This is a genomic window from Streptomyces sp. NPDC051555, from assembly GCF_044454405.1.
Taxonomy (GTDB): domain Bacteria; phylum Actinomycetota; class Actinomycetes; order Streptomycetales; family Streptomycetaceae; genus Streptomyces.
In genome coordinates, this window is the sequence record NZ_JBITDP010000003.1 from 322,580 (window position 1) to 340,548 (window position 17,969).

General features: G+C 73.7%; 21 protein-coding genes. 5 read left to right on the top strand and 16 right to left on the bottom strand.

Translation table 11 applies throughout. The annotated features are described in order from the left end of the window. Nucleotides 1-12: 12 nt before the first annotated feature. Nucleotides 13-384: a phosphoribosyl-AMP cyclohydrolase gene (gene hisI / locus ACIBEA_RS09900; RefSeq protein WP_399259338.1), complete on the bottom strand. Its 372-nt coding sequence runs from the start codon at nucleotides 382-384 to the stop codon at nucleotides 13-15. Between the two features lie 84 nt (nucleotides 385-468). Here hisI and ACIBEA_RS09905 point away from each other — a divergent pair, with 84 nt between their 5' ends. After that, nucleotides 469-1,101 (top strand): TIGR03085 family metal-binding protein, encoded by a 633-nt coding sequence (locus tag ACIBEA_RS09905; protein ID WP_399259339.1) that lies wholly within the window; start codon nucleotides 469-471, stop codon nucleotides 1,099-1,101. Between the two features lie 9 nt (nucleotides 1,102-1,110). On the opposite strand, the gene ACIBEA_RS09910 is transcribed toward ACIBEA_RS09905, so the two are convergent. Genes ACIBEA_RS09910 through hisD form a run of 10 tightly spaced genes read right to left on the bottom strand, consistent with a single transcriptional unit; the run spans nucleotide 1,111 to nucleotide 9,388 of the window. Next, entirely contained in the window at nucleotides 1,111-2,304 is a 1,194-nt protein-coding gene (locus tag ACIBEA_RS09910) for a winged helix DNA-binding domain-containing protein (RefSeq protein ID WP_399259340.1), read from the bottom strand. Nucleotides 2,305-2,352: 48 nt separating this feature from the next. After that, entirely contained in the window at nucleotides 2,353-3,561 is a 1,209-nt protein-coding gene (locus tag ACIBEA_RS09915) for an MFS transporter (RefSeq protein WP_399259341.1), read from the bottom strand. Between the two features lie 41 nt (nucleotides 3,562-3,602). Then, nucleotides 3,603-4,358 (bottom strand): imidazole glycerol phosphate synthase subunit HisF, encoded by a 756-nt coding sequence (gene hisF / locus ACIBEA_RS09920; RefSeq protein ID WP_399259342.1) that lies wholly within the window; start codon nucleotides 4,356-4,358, stop codon nucleotides 3,603-3,605. Next, nucleotides 4,355-4,750, bottom strand: a complete 396-nt coding sequence (locus tag ACIBEA_RS09925; protein ID WP_399259343.1) for a RidA family protein — start codon at nucleotides 4,748-4,750, stop codon at nucleotides 4,355-4,357. The genes hisF and ACIBEA_RS09925 overlap by 4 nt, the downstream gene beginning before the upstream one ends. Beyond that, nucleotides 4,747-5,493 carry a bifunctional 1-(5-phosphoribosyl)-5-((5-phosphoribosylamino)methylideneamino)imidazole-4-carboxamide isomerase/phosphoribosylanthranilate isomerase PriA gene (gene priA, locus ACIBEA_RS09930; protein ID WP_399259539.1) on the bottom strand — a complete coding sequence of 249 codons (747 nt, stop codon included), beginning with the start codon at nucleotides 5,491-5,493 and terminating at the stop codon, nucleotides 4,747-4,749. Before priA ends, ACIBEA_RS09925 begins: the two co-directional genes overlap by 4 nt. Nucleotides 5,494-5,501: 8 nt before the next feature. After that, nucleotides 5,502-6,188 (bottom strand): imidazole glycerol phosphate synthase subunit HisH, encoded by a 687-nt coding sequence (hisH, locus tag ACIBEA_RS09935; protein ID WP_399259344.1) that lies wholly within the window; start codon nucleotides 6,186-6,188, stop codon nucleotides 5,502-5,504. Beyond that, nucleotides 6,185-6,352 (bottom strand): hypothetical protein, encoded by a 168-nt coding sequence (locus ACIBEA_RS09940; protein WP_354383948.1) that lies wholly within the window; start codon nucleotides 6,350-6,352, stop codon nucleotides 6,185-6,187. The genes hisH and ACIBEA_RS09940 overlap by 4 nt, the downstream gene beginning before the upstream one ends. Nucleotides 6,353-6,354: 2 nt before the next feature. After that, entirely contained in the window at nucleotides 6,355-6,948 is a 594-nt protein-coding gene (hisB, locus tag ACIBEA_RS09945; protein ID WP_328298154.1) for an imidazoleglycerol-phosphate dehydratase HisB, read from the bottom strand. Then, on the bottom strand, nucleotides 6,945-8,060 hold the full coding sequence (locus ACIBEA_RS09950; protein WP_399259345.1) for a histidinol-phosphate transaminase: 1,116 nt from the start codon (nucleotides 8,058-8,060) through the stop codon (nucleotides 6,945-6,947). The genes hisB and ACIBEA_RS09950 overlap by 4 nt, the downstream gene beginning before the upstream one ends. After that, a complete protein-coding gene (gene hisD, locus ACIBEA_RS09955; protein WP_399259346.1) occupies nucleotides 8,057-9,388 on the bottom strand; it encodes a histidinol dehydrogenase in 1,332 nt (443 codons plus the stop codon). The genes ACIBEA_RS09950 and hisD overlap by 4 nt, the downstream gene beginning before the upstream one ends. Nucleotides 9,389-9,524: 136 nt before the next feature. Between hisD and ACIBEA_RS09960 the strand changes: the two genes are divergently transcribed. From ACIBEA_RS09960 to ybaK, 3 genes are all read left to right on the top strand, one after another. Further along, nucleotides 9,525-11,123: an oxidoreductase gene (locus ACIBEA_RS09960; protein WP_399259347.1), complete on the top strand. Its 1,599-nt coding sequence runs from the start codon at nucleotides 9,525-9,527 to the stop codon at nucleotides 11,121-11,123. Between the two features lie 121 nt (nucleotides 11,124-11,244). Continuing rightward, nucleotides 11,245-11,982 (top strand): LON peptidase substrate-binding domain-containing protein, encoded by a 738-nt coding sequence (locus ACIBEA_RS09965; protein WP_399259348.1) that lies wholly within the window; start codon nucleotides 11,245-11,247, stop codon nucleotides 11,980-11,982. A 38-nt stretch (nucleotides 11,983-12,020) separates the two neighbouring features. Then, complete coding sequence (gene ybaK, locus ACIBEA_RS09970) at nucleotides 12,021-12,524, top strand: Cys-tRNA(Pro) deacylase (RefSeq protein WP_399259349.1); 504 nt, start codon at nucleotides 12,021-12,023, stop codon at nucleotides 12,522-12,524. Nucleotides 12,525-12,545: 21 nt separating this feature from the next. Here ybaK and ACIBEA_RS09975 read toward each other — a convergent pair whose 3' ends face one another. Continuing rightward, entirely contained in the window at nucleotides 12,546-12,992 is a 447-nt protein-coding gene (locus tag ACIBEA_RS09975) for a nuclear transport factor 2 family protein (protein ID WP_399259350.1), read from the bottom strand. A 147-nt stretch (nucleotides 12,993-13,139) separates the two neighbouring features. Here ACIBEA_RS09975 and ACIBEA_RS09980 point away from each other — a divergent pair, with 147 nt between their 5' ends. Continuing rightward, the gene (locus ACIBEA_RS09980; RefSeq protein WP_399259351.1) at nucleotides 13,140-13,712 is read left to right on the top strand and encodes a TetR/AcrR family transcriptional regulator; all 573 of its coding nucleotides are present in this window, start codon (nucleotides 13,140-13,142) and stop codon (nucleotides 13,710-13,712) included. Nucleotides 13,713-13,737: 25 nt separating this feature from the next. Here the strand turns inward: ACIBEA_RS09980 and ACIBEA_RS09985 are convergent, their stop codons facing one another. The 4 genes from ACIBEA_RS09985 to ACIBEA_RS10000 all read right to left on the bottom strand — a co-directional run bounded on the left by ACIBEA_RS09985 (nucleotide 13,738) and on the right by ACIBEA_RS10000 (nucleotide 17,731). After that, the gene (locus ACIBEA_RS09985; RefSeq protein ID WP_399259352.1) at nucleotides 13,738-14,424 is read right to left on the bottom strand and encodes a hypothetical protein; all 687 of its coding nucleotides are present in this window, start codon (nucleotides 14,422-14,424) and stop codon (nucleotides 13,738-13,740) included. Nucleotides 14,425-14,458: 34 nt separating this feature from the next. Beyond that, a complete protein-coding gene (locus ACIBEA_RS09990; RefSeq protein ID WP_399259353.1) occupies nucleotides 14,459-15,298 on the bottom strand; it encodes an ABC transporter permease in 840 nt (279 codons plus the stop codon). Continuing rightward, a complete protein-coding gene (locus ACIBEA_RS09995) occupies nucleotides 15,295-16,329 on the bottom strand; it encodes an ABC transporter ATP-binding protein (protein WP_399259354.1) in 1,035 nt (344 codons plus the stop codon). The genes ACIBEA_RS09990 and ACIBEA_RS09995 overlap by 4 nt, the downstream gene beginning before the upstream one ends. Nucleotides 16,330-16,408: 79 nt before the next feature. Continuing rightward, on the bottom strand, nucleotides 16,409-17,731 hold the full coding sequence (locus ACIBEA_RS10000) for an NYN domain-containing protein (protein ID WP_399259355.1): 1,323 nt from the start codon (nucleotides 17,729-17,731) through the stop codon (nucleotides 16,409-16,411). Nucleotides 17,732-17,969 lie beyond the last annotated feature (238 nt).

Here is a 17,969-nt window from a genome sequence, read left to right on the forward strand (position 1 = left end):
GTGCGACCTTACCTATTCGGCATCGGCGGGGCGGAGGAGGACGTCGGTGTCGAAGCAGGTGCGGGTGCCGGCGTGGCAGGCCGCGCCGACCTGGTCGACCCGGACGAGCACGGTGTCGGCGTCGCAGTCGAGGGCGACGGACTTCACGTGCTGGAAGTGGCCGGAAGTGTCTCCCTTGACCCAGTACTCCTGGCGGCTGCGGGACCAGTACGTGCAACGGCCGGTGGTCAGGGTGCGATGCAGGGCCTCGTCGTCCATCCAGCCGAGCATGAGCACCTCACCGGTGTCGTACTGCTGGGCGATGGCGGGCAGCAGACCGTCCGCGGAGCGCTTGAGGCGCGCGGCGATCGCGGGGTCGAGGGAGGACGTACTCATGGGGACCATTGTGCCGCGCGGGGCGGGCGGGTACGGAGGACTGTCCGCCTGATGAGCAGGCGCGGGGCCGGTTCCGGCCGTAGGCTGGCCCGCATGTCTACCCATGCGAAGCGTGAACGACTGCTGCTGGCGGACCTGTTGGAGTCGGCGGGGCCCGAGGCGCCGACGCTGTGCGACGGCTGGCGGACCCGGGAACTGGCGGCGCACGTGGTGGTGCGGGAGCGTCGGCCGGACGCGGCGGGCGGGATCCTGCTGAACGTGCTGAAGGCGCGGCTGGACAAGGCGATGGCCGAGTACGCGGCCAAGCCGTACGAGGAACTCATCCAGCTGATCAGGACCGGCCCGCCGAAGATGTCGGTGTACTCGCTGAAGCAGATCGACGAGGCCGCGAACGCGGTGGAGTTCTACGTCCACGCGGAGGACGTGCGCCGGGCCCAGCCGGACTGGTCGCCCCGCGAGCTGGACCCGGTGTTCTCGGACTCGCTGTGGTCGCGCCTGGAGAAGCTGGCCCGCCTGACGGGTCGCCGCTCTCCGGTGGGCCTGGTGCTGCGCCGTCCGAACGGCCAGACGGCGGTGGCCCACAAGGGCACGCCGGTGGTCACGGTGACCGGCGATCCCGGCGAGCTGACCCTGTTCTGCTTCGGCCGCCAGGACGCGTCGCGGATCGAACTGGACGGCGAGAAGGACGCGGTGGCGAAACTGACGAGGGCGAAGCTGGGCCTGTAGCCCCGGCGATCAGGCGCCCGGGGCCGGGCCCGCCGAGAGCCGCCGCTCCAGTGGGGTGCGCATGCTGGGGCGGACACGCAGGTCGCCGAAGAAGGCGGCCAGGCGTGCGCTCTCCGCCGCGATGGCACTGCGGGCGCCGCGACCGGGGTCGGATCCGGTCAGGAGCTCGGTGACGATCTCGCCGTCGGGTCGCTGCGTCCAGCCGCCGACGATCCGGCCGTCCCACCACAGGGTGGGCCCGATGTTGCCGTTGTTGTCGAAGAGCTCGGGGACGTGGGCCGGGTCCAGGTACCAGTCGCGCTGGATCCAGCCCATGGCGGTGGGGTCGAGCGAGGGCAGCAGGGCGGCGGCCGGTTCGGGGGCGGCGGGAGCATCCAGCTGGGCGGGCAGGGCGTGGCCCGGACCGCAGCTCAGGTCGACGTCCACGGTGTCGATCCGGGCCAGCGCCTTGCGGGTGTCGGTGAGCGTCCAGCCGGTCCACCACTTGAGGTCCGCGGTGGTGGCGGGGCCGAAGGCGGCGAGGTAGGCGGCGGCCAGTTCGGCCCTGGCCAGGTCGACGGGGAGTTCGGGGTGGGGCTCGGCGGGCATCCAGCGGAACTGCGAGGAGGCCCAGCTGCCGAGCGGATGGCCGCGGCGGATGCGGCCCTCGGCGGCGAGCACGGACAGGACCCGGCTGGTGATGCGGGGCCTGGCCTCGTACGGCTTGCCCGGCGCCATCACGATCACCTCCTTCAACCGGGGCACCGCGTCGGCGAGTTGGGTCGCGGACGCTTCGCCGCGCTCGGCGAGGGCGGCGAGCACGGCGGCTTCGGTCCGGGCCAGCCAGCCGGCGTCGTGCCCGAGTTGCTCGGCCAGGACCTTCAGGAGCCCGGTGCGCTCGCGGGCGGCCACGGCGCGGGCCGTGGAGGCGTCGACGACCGGGGCCAGGGCGCGGGGCACGACGAACATGGTGCGGCGCATGCACAGCATCCGCGCCAGGCTCCGGTCGGCGTACAGGGCCCGCTCCAGCTCCGCCACCGAGGGGGTGGCCATGCGGGCGGTCGCGCTCAGGTACACGCTGGCGGGATCGGTGGCGTGCAGCGCGAGCACGGCGTCGACGACCTGCTCGGGGGTGGCGGCGCGGGTCGCGGGCGTCAGCAGGTGGCGCGTCACGAGCAGGGCGCGGCGGTGCTCGTCGCTGATTCTCGGCCGGGTCGCAGTCATGGCGCCACGCTAAAGGGCGGGGCGGACGGATCCTGTCCTAGATGCCCCTCAGGCGAAGGTGAGTTCCGCCCGGCGGACCAGGGGTGCGGCGGTGCCGACGACGGCGCCCGCCATGCTCAGCGCGCCGCCCGCGAGGAACACCGGGAGGATGCCCCACAGCTCGACGGCCACGCCGAAGGCGGGATAGGCCAGCGGGGCCAGGCCGACGGCGGTGAAGGCCATCACCGAGCTGACCCGACCGAGGTACGAGGGGTCCGTGGCCGTCTGGATGAGGGCGATGGCCAGCCCTCCGCAGATCCCGCACACCAGGCCCCCGGCCACCGCGAGCCCCACCGCGATCGGCAGGCTCGGCGCCAGGGCCAGGGCTCCGATGGCGGCCGATCCGACGATCAGGGTGAGGTTCTGCACCGCCCCCGCCCGCGGCACCCCGCGGACCAGGGTCAGCAGCAGGGCGCTGGAGGCCGCCCCGGCCCCGAAGGCCCCGACGACCCAGCCGACCCCCGACGCGCCCCAGCCGCGCTCCTCGGCCAGGAGCAGCAGGCCGACGGTGAGCGGGGCGGACGTACCGAGCTGGCTGAGGGTGCCGGAGAGGATCAGCGGGCCGATCAGACCGTGGTGGCGTATGTAGGCCAGGCCCGAGCGCAGCTGCTGCCAGGGGGATTCCGGGCGCCCCTGCCCCGGCGCTTCGGACGCCGTCGGCAGCGGGCCGAGGCGGACCGCCACCAGGAGGGCCAGGGAGAGCCCGAACAGGGCCGCGGCCACCGCGAAGGCGGCCGCGGGGCCGCCCAGCCCCATGGCCAGACCGGCCACCGGCGGTCCCGCGGTGTTGCCCACGCGCTCGACCAGGCTGCGCAGCCCTTGGACCCGGACGAGGCGCCCGGGTCCGGCGATCCGCGGCGGCAGCGCCCCCACGGCCGGCATGAAGAGCGCGTCGACGGCGCCGAACAGCAGGGCGACGGCGACCAGCACCCACAGTCCGGGCGAGGTGAGGGCGACCACCGCGGCCAGGGCGAGCACCACCGCGCAGCGCACCGCGTCGGAGGAGATGACGACCAGGCGGGGGCCGAAGCGGTCGGCCACCACGCCCCCGCCCAGCATCAGCAGGGCGCGCGGCACCGCCCCGGCGGCCATGACCAGGCCGACCTGCGCGGGCCCGGCGGTCTGTGCCGCCGCCCAGCCGAGGGCGAGGAAGTAGATCCCGTCGCCGACGAGCGAGGCGGCGTAGGCCGTGAGCCAGCGCCAGACGTTCCGGTTCATGCGAGTCCCCCCAGACCCCGACGCGTCGCCGGACGGACGTCTCAGCGGACCGGGTGTCCGGCCCCCCGCAGCGCGTCCTTGACCTGGCCGATGCGCAGGTCCCCGAAGTGGAACACCGAGGCCGCGAGCACCGCGTCGGCGCCCGCCGCGACCGCCGGGGCGAAGTCGGACAGTTTGCCCGCGCCGCCCGAGGCGATCACCGGGACGCTGACGTGCCGACGCACGGCCGCGATCATCTCGGTGTCGTAGCCGTCCTTCGTACCGTCGGCGTCCATCGAGTTCAACAGGATTTCCCCGGCGCCGAGTTCGGCGGCGCGGTGGGCCCATTCGACGGCGTCGATGCCGGTGCCCCGGCGGCCGCCGTGGGTGGTGACCTCGAAGGTGCCGGCCGCGGTGCGCCGTGCGTCGACGGACAGGACGAGGACCTGGCGGCCGAAGCGCTCGGCGATCTCCTGGATCAGCTCGGGGCGGGCGATGGCGGCGGTGTTGACGCCGACCTTGTCCGCGCCCGCGCGCAGCAGCTTGTCCACGTCGTCCGCGGTGCGCACGCCGCCGCCGACGGTGAGCGGGATGAAGACCTGCTCGGCGGTGCGGCGCACCACGTCGTAGGTGGTCTCGCGGTTGCCGGAGGAGGCGGTGATGTCGAGGAAGGTCAGCTCGTCGGCGCCTTCGGCGTCGTACAGCTTGGCCATCTCGACGGGGTCGCCGGCGTCGCGCAGGTTCTGGAAGTTGACGCCCTTGACGACCCGGCCGTTGTCCACGTCCAGGCAGGGGATCACCCGTACGGCCAGGGTCATGCGGTGTCTCCTCGGTAGGCCTCGACCTCGACCTCGACGACCAGGCTGGGGTCGATGAAGCCGGACACGATGAGCAGGGATGCGGCGGGACGGACGGCGTCGAACAGCTCCTTGTGGGCGCGGCCCACCTCGTCCACGTCCCGCGCGTGCGTGAGGTACATGCGGGTGCGCACGACGTGCTCGGCGCCCAGGCCCACCTGGGCGAGCGCGTCGAGCGCGACCTTGAAGGAGTTCATGGCCTGCTCGTACGGGCCGCCCGCGGTGATCTGGCCGCCCACCACGGAGGTGCAGCCGGAGACCAGGACCAGGCCGTTGGGGAGGGCGACGGCGCGGGAGTAGCCGACGGCCTCCTCCCAGGGACCGCCGGAGGAGATCTTGCGCACCTCGCTCACAGGGCCACCGCCTTCAGCGCCTCTTCGAGGGTGAACGCCTTCGCGTACAGGGCCTTGCCGACGATCGCGCCCTCGACGCCCTGCGGGACCAGCGCGGCCAGCGCCCGCAGGTCGTCCAGCGAGGAGATGCCGCCGGAGGCGACGACGGGCCGGTCGGTGGCGGCGCAGACGTTCCCCAGCAGCTCCAGGTTGGGGCCGGTCAGGGTGCCGTCCTTGCCGATGTCGGTGACGACGTAGCGGGCGCAGCCTTCGGAGTCCAGGCGGGCGAGGGCCTCGTAGAGGTCGCCGCCCTCGCTGGTCCAGCCGCGGCCCTTGAGGGTCGTGCCGCGTACGTCGAGCCCGACCGCGATCTTGTCGCCGTGCTCGGCGATGACCTTGGCGACCCAGTCCGGGGTCTCCAGGGCGGCGGTGCCGAGGTTGACCCGGGTGCAGCCGGTGGCGAGGGCCGCGGCGAGCGTGGCGTCGTCGCGGATGCCGCCGGAGAGCTCGACCTTGATGTCCATGGCGCCGGTGATCTCGGCGACCAGGGCGCGGTTGTCGCCCGTGCCGAAGGCGGCGTCGAGGTCGACCAGGTGCAGCCATTCGGCGCCGGAGGCCTGCCAGGAGAGGGCGGCCTGGAGCGGCGAGCCGTAGGAGGTCTCGCTGCCGGACTCGCCGTGCACCAGGCGGACCGCCTGGCCGTCGCGGACGTCGACCGCGGGGAGCAGTTCGAGCGTGCCCGCGGGGTGCACCGGCTTCGCCATCTTCGCCATCAGAGAGTCTCGATCCAGTTGGTGAGGAGCTGGGCACCGGCGTCGCCGGACTTCTCGGGGTGGAACTGGGTGGCCCACAGGGCGCCGTTCTCCACCGCCGCGACGAAGGGCTCGCCGTGCGTGGCCCAGCTGACCTTGGGGGCACGGATCAGCGGATTGGTGACTTCGAGGCTCCACTCGCGCACCGCGTAGGAGTGCACGAAGTAGAAGCGCGCGTCGTCGTCCAGACCGGCGAAGGCCTGGCTGTCGGCGGCCGCGTCGACGGTGTTCCACCCCATGTGGGGGACGATCGGGGCCTTGAGCGGCTCGACCGTGCCGGGCCATTCGTCGAGGCCCTCGGTCTCCACGCCGTGCTCGATGCCGCGTTCGAAGAGGATCTGCATGCCGACGCAGATGCCCATGACCGGGCGTCCGCCGGAGAGCCTGCGACCGATGATCCAGTCGCCCCGGACCCCCTTGAGCCCGCGCATGCAGGCCTCGAAGGCGCCGACGCCGGGCACCAGCAGGCCGTCGGCGTCCATGGCCTTGTCGTAGTCGCGGGTGATCTCCACCTCGGCGCCGACGCGCGCGAGCGCCCGCTCGGCGGAGCGGACGTTGCCGAAGCCGTAGTCGAGGACGACGACCTTCTTGGTGGGACGAGTGGGTCGGGTGGTCCGGGCGGTGCCGGTGGGGGTGTCGTCGCTCATTCCCAAATCCCTTGGATCCGCAGGACTCCGGCGGCCAGACACATCGCGGAGCCGATGGCGAGCAGGATGACGACCGACTTGGGCATCTTCTGCTTCTGGAAGGAGTAGACGCCGCCGGCCAGGAAGAGGCCGAGGACGATCAGGATGGTGTTGAGGCCGTTCACGGTTAGAGGGCGCCCTTCGTGGAGGGAAGGATGCCCGCGGCGCGCGGGTCGAACTCGGCGGCGTAGCGCAGGGCCCGGGCGAGGGCCTTGAACTGGCACTCCACGATGTGGTGGGCGTTGCGCCCGTACGGGACGTGGATGTGCAGGGCGATCTGCGCCTGCGCGACGAACGACTCGAAGATGTGCCGGGTCATGGTCGTGTCGTAGGACCCGATCATCGGCGCCATGTTCTCGGGCTCGGTGTGCACCAGGTAGGGGCGGCCCGACAGGTCGACGGTGACCTGGGCGAGGGACTCGTCCAGCGGGACCGTGCAGTTGCCGAAGCGGTAGATGCCGACCTTGTCGCCGAGGGCCTGCTTGAAGGCGGCGCCCAGCGCCAGCGCGCTGTCCTCGATGGTGTGGTGGCTGTCGATGTGCAGGTCGCCCTCGGTCTTGACGGTGAGGTCGAAGAGTCCGTGGCGGCCGAGCTGGTCGAGCATGTGGTCGTAGAAGCCCACACCGGTGGACACGTCGACCTTGCCGGTGCCGTCGAGGTCTATCTCGACGAGGACCGAGGTCTCCTTGGTGGTCCGTTCGACTCTTCCGATGCGGCTCATGCCTGCTGCTCCTTCTTCAGTGCGCGAACCGCTTCCAGGAACGCGTCGTTCTCGGCCGGGGTGCCCGCGGTGACCCGCAGCCATCCTGGTACGCCGTTGTCCCTGACCAGGACGCCCTGGTCGAGGATCTGCCGCCATGCGGTGGGGGAGTCCGCGAACGTCCCGAACTGTACGAAGTTCGCGTCGGACGCGGTGACCTCGTAGCCCATGGCAAGCAGTTCGGTGACCAGCCGGTCGCGTTCGGCCTTGAGCTGCTCGACGTAGCCGAGCAGGGTGTCGGTGTGTTCCAGGGCGGCCAGCGCGGTCGCCTGGGTGACGGCGGAGAGGTGGTACGGCAGGCGCACCAGCTGTACGGCGTCCACGACGGCGGGGTGCGCCGCGAGGTAGCCCAGGCGCAGTCCGGCGGCGCCGAAGGCCTTGGACATGGTCCGGGAGACCACCAGGTTCGGGCGGCCTTCGAGCAGCGGCAGGAGCGAGTCCCGGTGGCTGAACTCGACGTACGCCTCGTCCAGGATCACCAGCGACGGGCGGGCGGCCTGGGCGGCCTCGTAGAGGGCCAGGACCGTCTCGGCCTCGACCGCCGTGCCCGTCGGGTTGTTGGGCGAGGTGATGAAGACGACGTGCGGGGCGTGCTCCGCGATCGCCCGGGCGGCCGCGTCCACGTCGATGGTGAAGTCGTCCCGGCGCGGACCGGAGATCCAGTCGGTGCCGGTGCCGCGGGCGATCAGGGCGTGCATCGAGTACGAGGGCTCGAAGCCGATCGCGGTGCGGCCGGGTCCGCCGAAGGTCTGGAGCAGCTGCTGGAGGACCTCGTTGGAGCCGTTGGCGGCCCATACGTTCTCCCGCGCGACCGGGTGCTTGCCGGTGCGGGTGAGGTAGGCGGCCAGCTCGGTGCGCAGCTCGATCGCGTCCCGGTCGGGGTAGCGGTTGAGGGTGCGGGCGGCCTCGGCGACGCGCTCCGCGATGCGGGCGACGAGCTCCTCGGGCAGGGGGTACGGGTTCTCGTTGGTGTTGAGCTGGACGGGTACGTCGAGCTGCGGCGCGCCGTAGGGGGTCTTGCCGCGGAGCTCGTCGCGGATGGGGAGGTCGTCGATTCCCAGGGGGCCGGTCACTGCGTGGGTACCTTCCATCCGAACCTCGCCTTGAGCGCCGCGCCGTGCGCGGGCAGGTCCTCGGCCTCGGCGAGGGTGACCACGTGGTGGGCGACCTCGGCGAGGGCGTCGCGGCTGTAGTCCACGATGTGGATGCCGCGCAGGAAGGACTGCACGGACAGGCCCGAGGAGTGGCAGGCGCAGCCGCCGGTGGGCAGGACGTGGTTGGAGCCGGCGCAGTAGTCGCCGAGGGAGACCGGGGACCACGGGCCGACGAAGATCGCGCCCGCGTTGCGGACCCGGGCGGCCCAGGCGGCCGCGTCGGCGGTCTGGACCTCCAGGTGCTCGGCGCCGTACGCGTCGACCACCTTCAGGCCGTCCTCCAGGCTGTCGACCAGGACGATCGCGGACTGGCGGCCCGCCAGGGCGGGCTTGATCCGGTCCTCGACGTGCTTGGACGCCGCGACCTGCGGGGCCAGCTCGCGCTCGACGGCCTCGGCGAGCTCGACGGAGTCCGTGACGAGGACGGCGGCGGCCAGCGGGTCGTGCTCGGCCTGGCTGATCAGGTCGGCGGCGACGTGCACGGGGTCGGCCGTGGAGTCCGCGAGGACCGCGATCTCGGTGGGGCCGGCCTCGGTGTCGATGCCGATCTTGCCGGTGAAGTAACGCTTGGCGGCGGCCACCCAGATGTTGCCGGGGCCGGTCACCATGTTCGCCGGGGCGCACCCGTCCGGGCCCGAGGTGCCGTACGCGAACATCGCCACGGCCTGGGCGCCGCCGGCCGCGTACACCTCGTCGACGCCGAGCAGCGCGCAGGCGGCCAGGATCGTCGGGTGCGGCAGGCCGTCGAAGTCGGCCTGCGGCGGGGACGCGAGCGCGATCGACGCGACGCCCGCCTCCTGCGCCGGGACGACGTTCATGACCACGGAGGACGGGTACACCGAGCGGCCGCCGGGCGCGTAGAGGCCCACGCGCTCGACCGGGACCCACTTCTCGGTGACGGTGCCGCCGGGGACGACCTGGGTGGTGTGCTCGGTGCGGCGCTGCTGTGCGTGCACGATCCGGGCGCGCCGGATCGACTCCTCCAGGGCCGCGCGGACGGCCGGATCCAGCCCCTCCAGGGCGGCCTTGATGGCCTCCTCGGGAACCCGGATCCGCTCCAGCACGACCCCGTCGAACTTCTGCGCGTACTCGATCAGCGCCGCCGTGCCACGATGATGGACGTCCTCGCAGATGGGCCGCACCTTGTCCAGGGCGGCCGCTACGTCGAACTCGGCACGGGGCAGCAGATCGCGCAGGGCGCCCCCCTCGGGGAGGGAGTCGCCGCGCAGGTCGATACGAGAGATCACCTCCCAATTCTCTCAGACGGCATCTCGCCACCGTTCGTCCGTATCACTGGCTGATACGCGCCCCGGTCGTCACCGGTGTCCCCTAGCGTTTCGGATACACGGGGTGACGGGGGAAGACAGCTGAAGGGGGGCCGCCGTGGCGGAGCCGCGTCCGGGCGAGGAGCCGCAGGACCTGACGGAGCCGGAACGACGGATGTGGAGCGCCTTCCGCACCGGGAACGTCTGCGACCTGAGCGCACGGGTCGCCGGCGAGGACGATCCGCACGGGGACCACGTCTGGGGGCCCGCGCGCAGCGTGCGCGCGCGGGTGGTGGCGCTGCTGCTGCTCCACGGGCCGCCGCCGGTGCCGGGCCGGGTGTCGTCGCTGAAGCTGCGGGGGGCGCGGATCGTCGGGCGGCTCGATCTGTCCGGCGGCACGGTGGACCCGTACGTCGAGATCCAGTCCTGCCGCTTCGACAGCGAGGTCCAGCTGTCCGAGACCCGGCTGGGCACGCTGCGCCTGGTCGACTGCGCGGTGCCCCGCCTCGACGCGGCCCGCCTGCACACCACGGGGGACCTGCACCTGCTGCGCTGCCGGGTGGCCCGCGGGATCCGGCTGACCGACGCGCAGATCGGCACCGACCTGCTGATCAGCGAGCTGGTCGTGCAGCGGGACAACCGCGGGCGGGCGATCGCCGCCGACGGCATGTCGGTGGCGCAGGACTTCCAGGCCGACCTGATCAAGACGTACGGGGAGGTCAGCCTGCGCGGGGCCAAGATCGGGGTGTCGATGAGCCTGCGCGGGGCCAGGCTCAGCAATCCGTACGGGCGCCTCGCGCTGAACGCGCCCACCCTGACCGTCGAGCGGACCCTCTACCTGACCTCGATCGCCCTGTCGAGCGGGAACGGCGACCCGGGCGCCACTCCCCCGTACGGCTGGGGCCAGACGCCCACGCGCGGCGGCCGCGCCCGGCGCTTCGAGTGCCGGGGCGGGCTGCGGCTGGACGACGGGCGCTTCGGGGACGCGGTGGACTTCTACGGCGCCCGCTTCCTGCTCACGCAGGAACAGGAGATATCGCTGCGCCGGATCCAGACCCCCGAGCTGCGGTTCGTGGGCGAGCAGCCGGAGCGGGGGCGGGTGGTGGTGTCGGGGGCGAAGGTGGTCAAGCTGGTCGACCAGTCCACCAGCTGGCCCGCCGCACCGGGCGCGGTGTCGATGGAGGGGTTCGTCTACGAGAACCTCGCGCCCCGCGGCCACTTCCCGCTCGCCCGCCGCCTGGCGTGGGCGGAGGCGTCCACCGCCGAGTACTCCCCCGAGCCGTACGAGCGCCTGGCGGCCGTGCTGCGGGCCAGCGGTGAGGACGCGGACGCGCGGGAGGTGCTGCTCGCCAAGATGCGCCGGCGCCGGGCGACGCTGCCGCCCGCGGCGAAGGCGTGGGGGTACCTGCAGGACTGGACGATGGCCTACGGGTACCGGCCCGGGCGGGCCGCGCTGTGGATGGCGGTGCTGTGGGCGGCGGGCGCGGTGCTGTTCTCGATGCACGATCCGGAGCCGATCAAGGCGGACGAACACCCGCAGTGGAGCGCCGCGCTGTTCGCCCTGGACCTGTTGCTCCCGGTCATCGACCTCGGACAGCAGGGACAGTGGCTGCTCAGGGGCGGCTGGCAGTGGGGCGCGTCCGCGCTGGTGCTGCTGGGGTGGGTGCTGGCGACCACGGTGGCGACCGGAGCGTCCCGGCTGCTGCGGCGCGGGTAGAACGGCACGGCGCCGGCGGGCGGCACGGCGGGATCCCGGCGCACGCCCGGCGGGAACCCGGTGCTACGCGGTGGGCGGACAAGGTGACGGGGGTGGCCGCCCGGCCATTACCCTGAGCCTCGTGACCACCGTTCGCCTGCCCCTCTTCCCGCTCAATACGGTGCTGTTCCCGGGACTCGTCCTCCCGCTGAACATCTTCGAGGAGCGTTATCGCGCCATGATGCGCGAGCTGCTGAAGACGGGCGAGGAGGAACCGCGCCGCTTCGCCGTCGTGGCGATCCGCGACGGGCGCGAGGTGGCGCCCACCGCGCCCGGCCTGCCCGACCAGACGGCCCTGCCGGAACGCGGCCCGGCCGCGGGCTTCGGCACGGACCCGATCCAGGCCTTCCACCGGGTGGGCTGCATCGCGGACGCGGCGACGATCCGCGAGCGCGAGGACGGCAGCTTCGAAGTGCTGGCCACCGGGACCTCCCGGGTCCGGCTGCTGTCCGTGGACGCGAGCGGCCCCTTCCTGGTGGCCGAGCTGGAGGAGCTCCCCGAGGACGCGGGCGACAGCGCGGGAGCGCTGGCGGAAGGGGTGCTGCGGGCGTTCCGCTCGTACCAGAAGCGGCTCGCCGGAGCCCGCGAACGGTCCCTGACCGGTGCCGAGCTGCCGGACGACCCCTCGGTGGTGTCGTACCTGGTGGCGGCGGCCGCCGTGCTGGACATCCCGTCCAAGCAGCGGCTGCTCCAGGCCCCGGACACCGCGACGCGGCTCGCGGAGGAGCTGACCCTGCTGAGGTCGGAGACGGCGGTCATCCGCCACCTCCCGTCCCTGCCGATGATCGACCTGACCCGCACCCCCACGAACCTGAACTGACGACGGCACGGCGAGCGACGGCGGAGCGGCACGGCGACATGGCGAAGAAGACGAAGCAGGGCGGCTCCGGTTCCGCCACCCCGGCCGTGGTGGCACTGACCGCGGCGGGCGTGGAGTTCCGTACGCACGCCTACGCGCACGACCCGGCGCACGCGTCGTACGGCGAGGAGGCGGCCCAGGCGCTGGGTGTCTCCCCGGACCGGGTCTTCAAGACGCTGGTGGCGGACGTGGACGGAGAGCTGACGGTGGCGGTGGTCCCGGTGGCCGGGAGCCTGGACCTCAAGGCCCTGGCGGCGGCCGTCGGCGGCAAGCGGGCCGCGATGGCGGACCCGGTGCTGGCCGAGCGCACCACGGGCTACGTCCGCGGCGGCATCTCCCCGCTGGGGCAGCGCAAGCGCCTGCGCACGGTCCTGGACGCCTCGGCCTCGGCGCACGCCACGATCTGCGTGTCGGCGGGCCGCCGCGGCCTGGAGGTCGAACTGCCCCCGACCGCCCTCGCGACCCTGACGTCCGCCACCCTCGCCCCGATCGCCAGAGGCTAGGGGCTCTCCGGGGCGGGCGGGTTACGCGCTCCCGCCCGCCAGCGCCGCCACCAGCTGCGGCAGTTGGCCGTCGGCCACGACGAGGGCCAGGTGGTCGTGGTAGTCCCGGCTGCTGACGATCAGGCCGTCGCGGATCCGCAGGACCTGGATGTTGGAGACCTCGAAGGTCTTGCCGGTCGGCCGGTGGTGCACCGCGTAGTCGTACTCGGCCACGACCACCTCGGGGTCGTCCGTCCCCCGGACGACCACGTTGCGCGGGGTCAGTTCCAGCGGGGTGTGCTCCGCGACCTGCGCGAACCTCTCGCCGATCGCGGCCCGCCCCTCCAGGCGGCGCGGGCCGACCGGCGCGAAGACGCTCTCCACCACGGCGTCCTCGGCGTACAGCCGGGCCAGCTCCGCGTACCGCCCGGCGCCGATGCCCTCGATCAGCTTCTGGAAGACTTCACGGGGTTCGGGTGTTTCGGACATGATCGACCTCCGGTGGAATCCACGACCACAATCGGACTGGCAACTCCGTTTCAACGATACGGACTGGCGAGTCCGGTTGTCCAGGGCGTTCGGCGTGCCCACCGGCGAACGGAAAAGGTGCAAGGGGTGGCAGAGGGTGGCAGAGGGATGAGCGACACGTCCGAGCGCCCGTTGCGGGCGGACGCCGCCCGCAACCGGGCCAGGCTGCTGGACGTCGCCACGCAGGTGTTCACCACCCGCGGTGTCGGCGTGCCGACCGAGGAGATCGCCCGAAGCGCCGGCGTCGGCGTCGGCACGCTCTTCCGCCACTTCCCGACCAAGGAAGCGCTGCTGGAGGCCGTGATGGTGCGCCGGCTGGAGGACATCGCCGCCCGGACCGAGCGGCTCGCCGCGGGTTCCGCGCCGGGCGAGGCCTTCGCCGCCTGCTTCCGCCTGGTCGTGGAGCAGTCCGTGGGCAAGAACGAGTTCGCGCAGGCGCTCGCCGCGGCCGGGGTCGACGTCCACGCGTCCCTGCGCGGCCCGACGGAGCAGATCCAGACCCGGCTGGCCGGACTACTGGCCGGGGCCCAGCGCTCCGGCGCGGTCCGCCCGGACCTGGAGCTGGCGGAGTTCCTCGCCCTGCTGGCCGGCACCAGCAGGGCGCTGGAGCAGCTCGGACCGGATCCGGAGCCCAGGGAGCGGATCTTCCAGGTGGTGTTCGACGGCCTCCGCCCGCGCTGACCGCCACCCAAACCGCACTACGGGCTCAGGGGCGCGGGTCGGCCTTCGGAGCTTGGTCCTCGGGGGCGGCCGGGGCGTGGACGTGCGCCGGGGGGTAGGTGTCGACCCAGGGCGCGGCGGCGACCGGGTCCCGGGGGGTGAACAGGGCCGTCAGGCCCAGGTGCACCGCGACGGCCGCCATCGGCCACGCCAGCAGCACCCCGTAGGCCAGCAGCTGGAGCGGCGCGTCGAAGGGCACGCCCTCGCCCGCCGCCTTCGCCCGGGCGACCAGGTCGCTGGAGGGCCCGAGCCACAGCCCCAGCCGCCAGCCCACGAGCGAGGCGAAGACGGAGCCCAGGCCCAGCCCGACGGCCAGGGGCACGCTCCCCGCGCGCCGCCACAGGAAGGTGGCGACCGCGCTCAGCGCGCCCAGGCCCGCGGACAGCAGCAGGAACGTGCCGTCCGAGCCGATCCGCGCCTCGCTCTCGGTGTTCTTGAGGTAGACCGCCTGCCCGTTGGAGACGTACTGGAGCCGGGGCGAGAGCCACATCCACAGCAGGCCGAGGAGCACCCCGGCCACTCCGACGAGGAGGGCGACGGCGGCGCCGTCGCGGACCTCGGCGGCGGTCACCGCCGGGGCGCCGGTGGCTGCGGGCTGGTCGAGCACGCGCTCGTCGAGCACGGGGGCCTCGAAGGGGTCTCGGGGCGGCTGCGGGGTCACGGCTTCGGTCACCCCCACATCGTGCCAGGTGGAACCCGGCCCGGCGTCAGCGGACCGCCGCCCGCCGGTACGCCTTGGTCGCGACGAACAGCGAGAGGACGCCGACCGCCGCGCACACCCCGAGGTCGAGGCCGACCGCGGCCCAGTCCGGGTGCGGGGCGAAGGTACGGGCGAAGGCCTCCACGCCGTAGGTCGACGGCAGCAGGTCCCGCGCCCACACGATGACCGCGGGCATCCGCTCGGGCGGCAGCACCCCGAGCAGCAGCGCCGCCGACATGCCGAGCTGCCCGGCCAGCGTGGCCAGCTCCTGCCGCGGCGCCAGCAGCCCCAGCGCGGCGCCGAGCCCGGCCAGCGCGGCCCCGGCCAGCGGCACCACCGCGATGAGGATCCACAGCCCGCCCATCGGCAGCCCGAAGAGCACGCACCCGAAGACCGCGGTGACCAGGGTCCCGGGCAGCGTGAAGGAGGCGTACGCGGCGGCCGCGCCCAGCACCACCGAGGCGGGCGGCACCGGCAGCGTGGCGTAGTGGTCGAGCCCGCCGCTCGCGCGCAGCTGGCCGAAGTACTGGGCCAACAGGTTCAGCGCGACGAAGGCGACCACGAGGACCGACGAACCGGCGACCACGGCCCGTGCCTCGCTGCCGCCGCCCCCGTCCACCACGCCCCGCATCAGGATCATGATGCCGACGGACTGGAAGGTCGCGACGAACAGCAGCGGGATCCGGGCGACCCGGGCCCGGGAGAGCTGCGCCCGGTAGACGGCGGCCAGGGAAGGGAAGAACCGGGCCCGGGGGGCCAGCGGCTCGGGCAGGGCGGGCTCGGCGCGGTCGGTGGGGTCGGGGGGCTCGGCCCCGGTGCTCGCGGAAACGTGCGCGGTGGTGGTCACGCCTTCACCAGGCCCTTCGTACGCCCGCCCAGGGCGAGGTAGACGTCTTCCAGGCTGGGCGTGGCCAGGGTGAAGTCGTCGAGCGCGGCGAAGGCGGGCCCGCCGGTGACGGCGGCCACCGCCGCCCGCGCCTCGTCGGCGCCCAGGCGCAGGGTCCAGCGGCGCCCCGATTCCTCGGCCCGCTCCCGCAGCGCCGCGACCTCGGGGACGTGCAGCGGGGCGCTCTCGCGCCACACCAGGTCGAGCCGGACCTCGTCGGACACCTCGGCCTTGAGTCCGGCCGGGGTGTCGCAGGCGATGACCCGGCCCTCGTCGATGACGGCGACCCGGTCCAGGACCGTCTCCGCCTCGATGACGTTGTGGGTGACCAGGAGGACCGTGGCGCCGCGCTCGGCGCGCCGCCGGTCGACGGCGCTCCAGACGGCCCGCCGGGCGACCGGGTCCATGCCGGTGGTGGGCTCGTCGAGGACCAGCACGGGCCGCTCCCCCACCAGCGCGGCGGCGAAGCAGGCGAGGCGCCGCTGACCGCCGGAGAGCTTCTTCAGCGGCCGGGCGGCCAGCGGGGTCAGCCCGAGTTCGTCGAGTACGGCGTCCCGCTCGGCCCGGGCCTCGCGCGCGCCGAGCCCGCGCAGCCGTCCGGTGGTCTCGGCGGCCAGGGACACGGTCAGCTCGTCGAGGGCGGTCGACTCCTGGCCCAGGTAGGCCAGCAGCCGGGAGGCCCGCTCGGGGTGGCGGACGAGGTCGTGGCCGAGCAGGGTGACCGAGCCGGAGTCGGGCCGCAGCAGTCCGGTCAGCTGGCGCACGAGGGTGGACTTGCCGGCGCCGTTGGGGCCGAGCAGTCCGAAGATCTCGCCGCGGCGGACCTCCAGGCTGATCCCGTCGTTCGCGCGGGTGGCCGGCAGCGCCGGGGTCCCGCGCCCGCCGCGGGCGGCGGCGTACGTCTTGACCAGGTCACGCACGGCGCAGACGACATCCCCCGGTCCTGCTGCCGCGGAACGCGTCGGTCCTGCCTGTGCTGTGCCCGTATTCACGAGGGAGCAGCCTACGGGGTTCCCGCGCCGCCGCCGCGCCCGGGGCGCGGCGGCCGGGGCGCGCCGGTGGCCGCGGGGCTCACTCGCCGCCCGGGGAGAGCGCGGCGGCGCTGGGCGTGGCGGCCGGAGCGGGGGCGTTGGCCTGCTCGGCGGCGGCGCGGACGTCGATCTCGCGCCAGAAACCGGCCCGGATGGCGTAGCGGTCGTGTTCGTCGATCTGGTCGTCCTTGTGCGCGAGCAGTCCGAAGCGGGCGGCGTAGCGCAGCAGCTCGCCGTCGATGCGGTGCGGGATGCGCGGGTACATGGTCGAGAGCTTGTGCAGGTGGACGGTCTCGGGGAGGCGTTCCATCCAGCGGCGGGCGAAGACCTGGCCGACCTCGAAGGGGTCGCCACCGACGGTGGTGATGTCCTCCTCGCGGTCGGCCCAGCGCTGCTCGGCGCTGGTGAGCTGGGCGAGGGTGGGCAGCGAGGCCGTCTCGGCCGGTTCGCCGAGCGGACCCGCGCGGTCGATCCAGCCCTTGTCGGAGGACCACCGCAGGGCGCTCGGCGCCTGGGCTCCGGGCGAGGCCTGCTGGCCGCCCGGGCCCGGGCCGTGGGCGGGGACGGCGCTCTGGCCCGGTGCCCGCAGGACGGCGAGGTCCTTGGGCGTGGGCACGGCGCGGCCGGGCGCCACCGGCTGGGTGGCCTCGGCGGGGTCCTCGCGCGGGACCTCCCGCTCGTCGACCCGGGACCGGACGCCGGGGACGGAGCCGTTGCGGGTGGCTTCCGCGAGGGCCGCCTCCGGGAGCGGGGCGGAGAGGATCGCGGCGATCTCGGGGCGCGGGGCGGGCGGCGGGGCGCACAGTCCGGCCAGGTCCCGGGCCCGTACCGCCCGGGTGATCCAGGCGCGGTCGAGGACCCGGCGTTCGTCGGCCTCGGCCACGAGGTCCTCGGACTGGTTGTAGTCCCCGTCGGCGGCCTGGACGGCCCACAGGTGGACGGCGACGCCGTGTTCCTTGGCGGACATCAGACCGGGGAGCAGGTCGCCGTCGCCGGTCACCAGGACGACGTCCGAGCAGGCGCGGTTGCGGGCGAGTTCGGTCAGCTCGGCGTGCATGGCGGCGTCGACGCCCTTCTGCGCCCAGCGGCCGTCGCTGCGGGTCAGGGCGCCGAGGCGGACGGTGACGCGGGGCATGACGCGCAGCCGCCGGTGCTCGGGCTGGGGCACCCGGTCGGGCGCGCCGTCGAACCAGTAGATGCGCAGCAGGGGCTGTTCCGTGTCGGCCTCGGCCCGCTCGCGCAGGCCCTGGATGAGGGCGGCGTGGTCGACGGTGATGCGGGAGCGCGAGGGCTCCCCTGCGAGAAGGCTCGCGGCGGCGCCCAGCAGATAGCCGGCGTCCACCAGGACGACGCAGCGGTCCACGCTTCCACCCTCTTCCCTGCGGGTCCCGCCCGGGCGAGCGGGGGGACGGTCTGGGTTTTCCCCGAGTCTGCCCGAACGCAAGGGCGTTGACGGCCGGAACTCGATCATCGGCGTGGCGGATCTCACGGAGCACCGGAAAGCGGCGCCGACTACGCGCAGTAATGATCCAAAATGCGGTGCTTCGGAGCGTATGTGAGGGTGAAGGCGGTCCTGGCCCCTAGACCCTCACGGAGGTTCC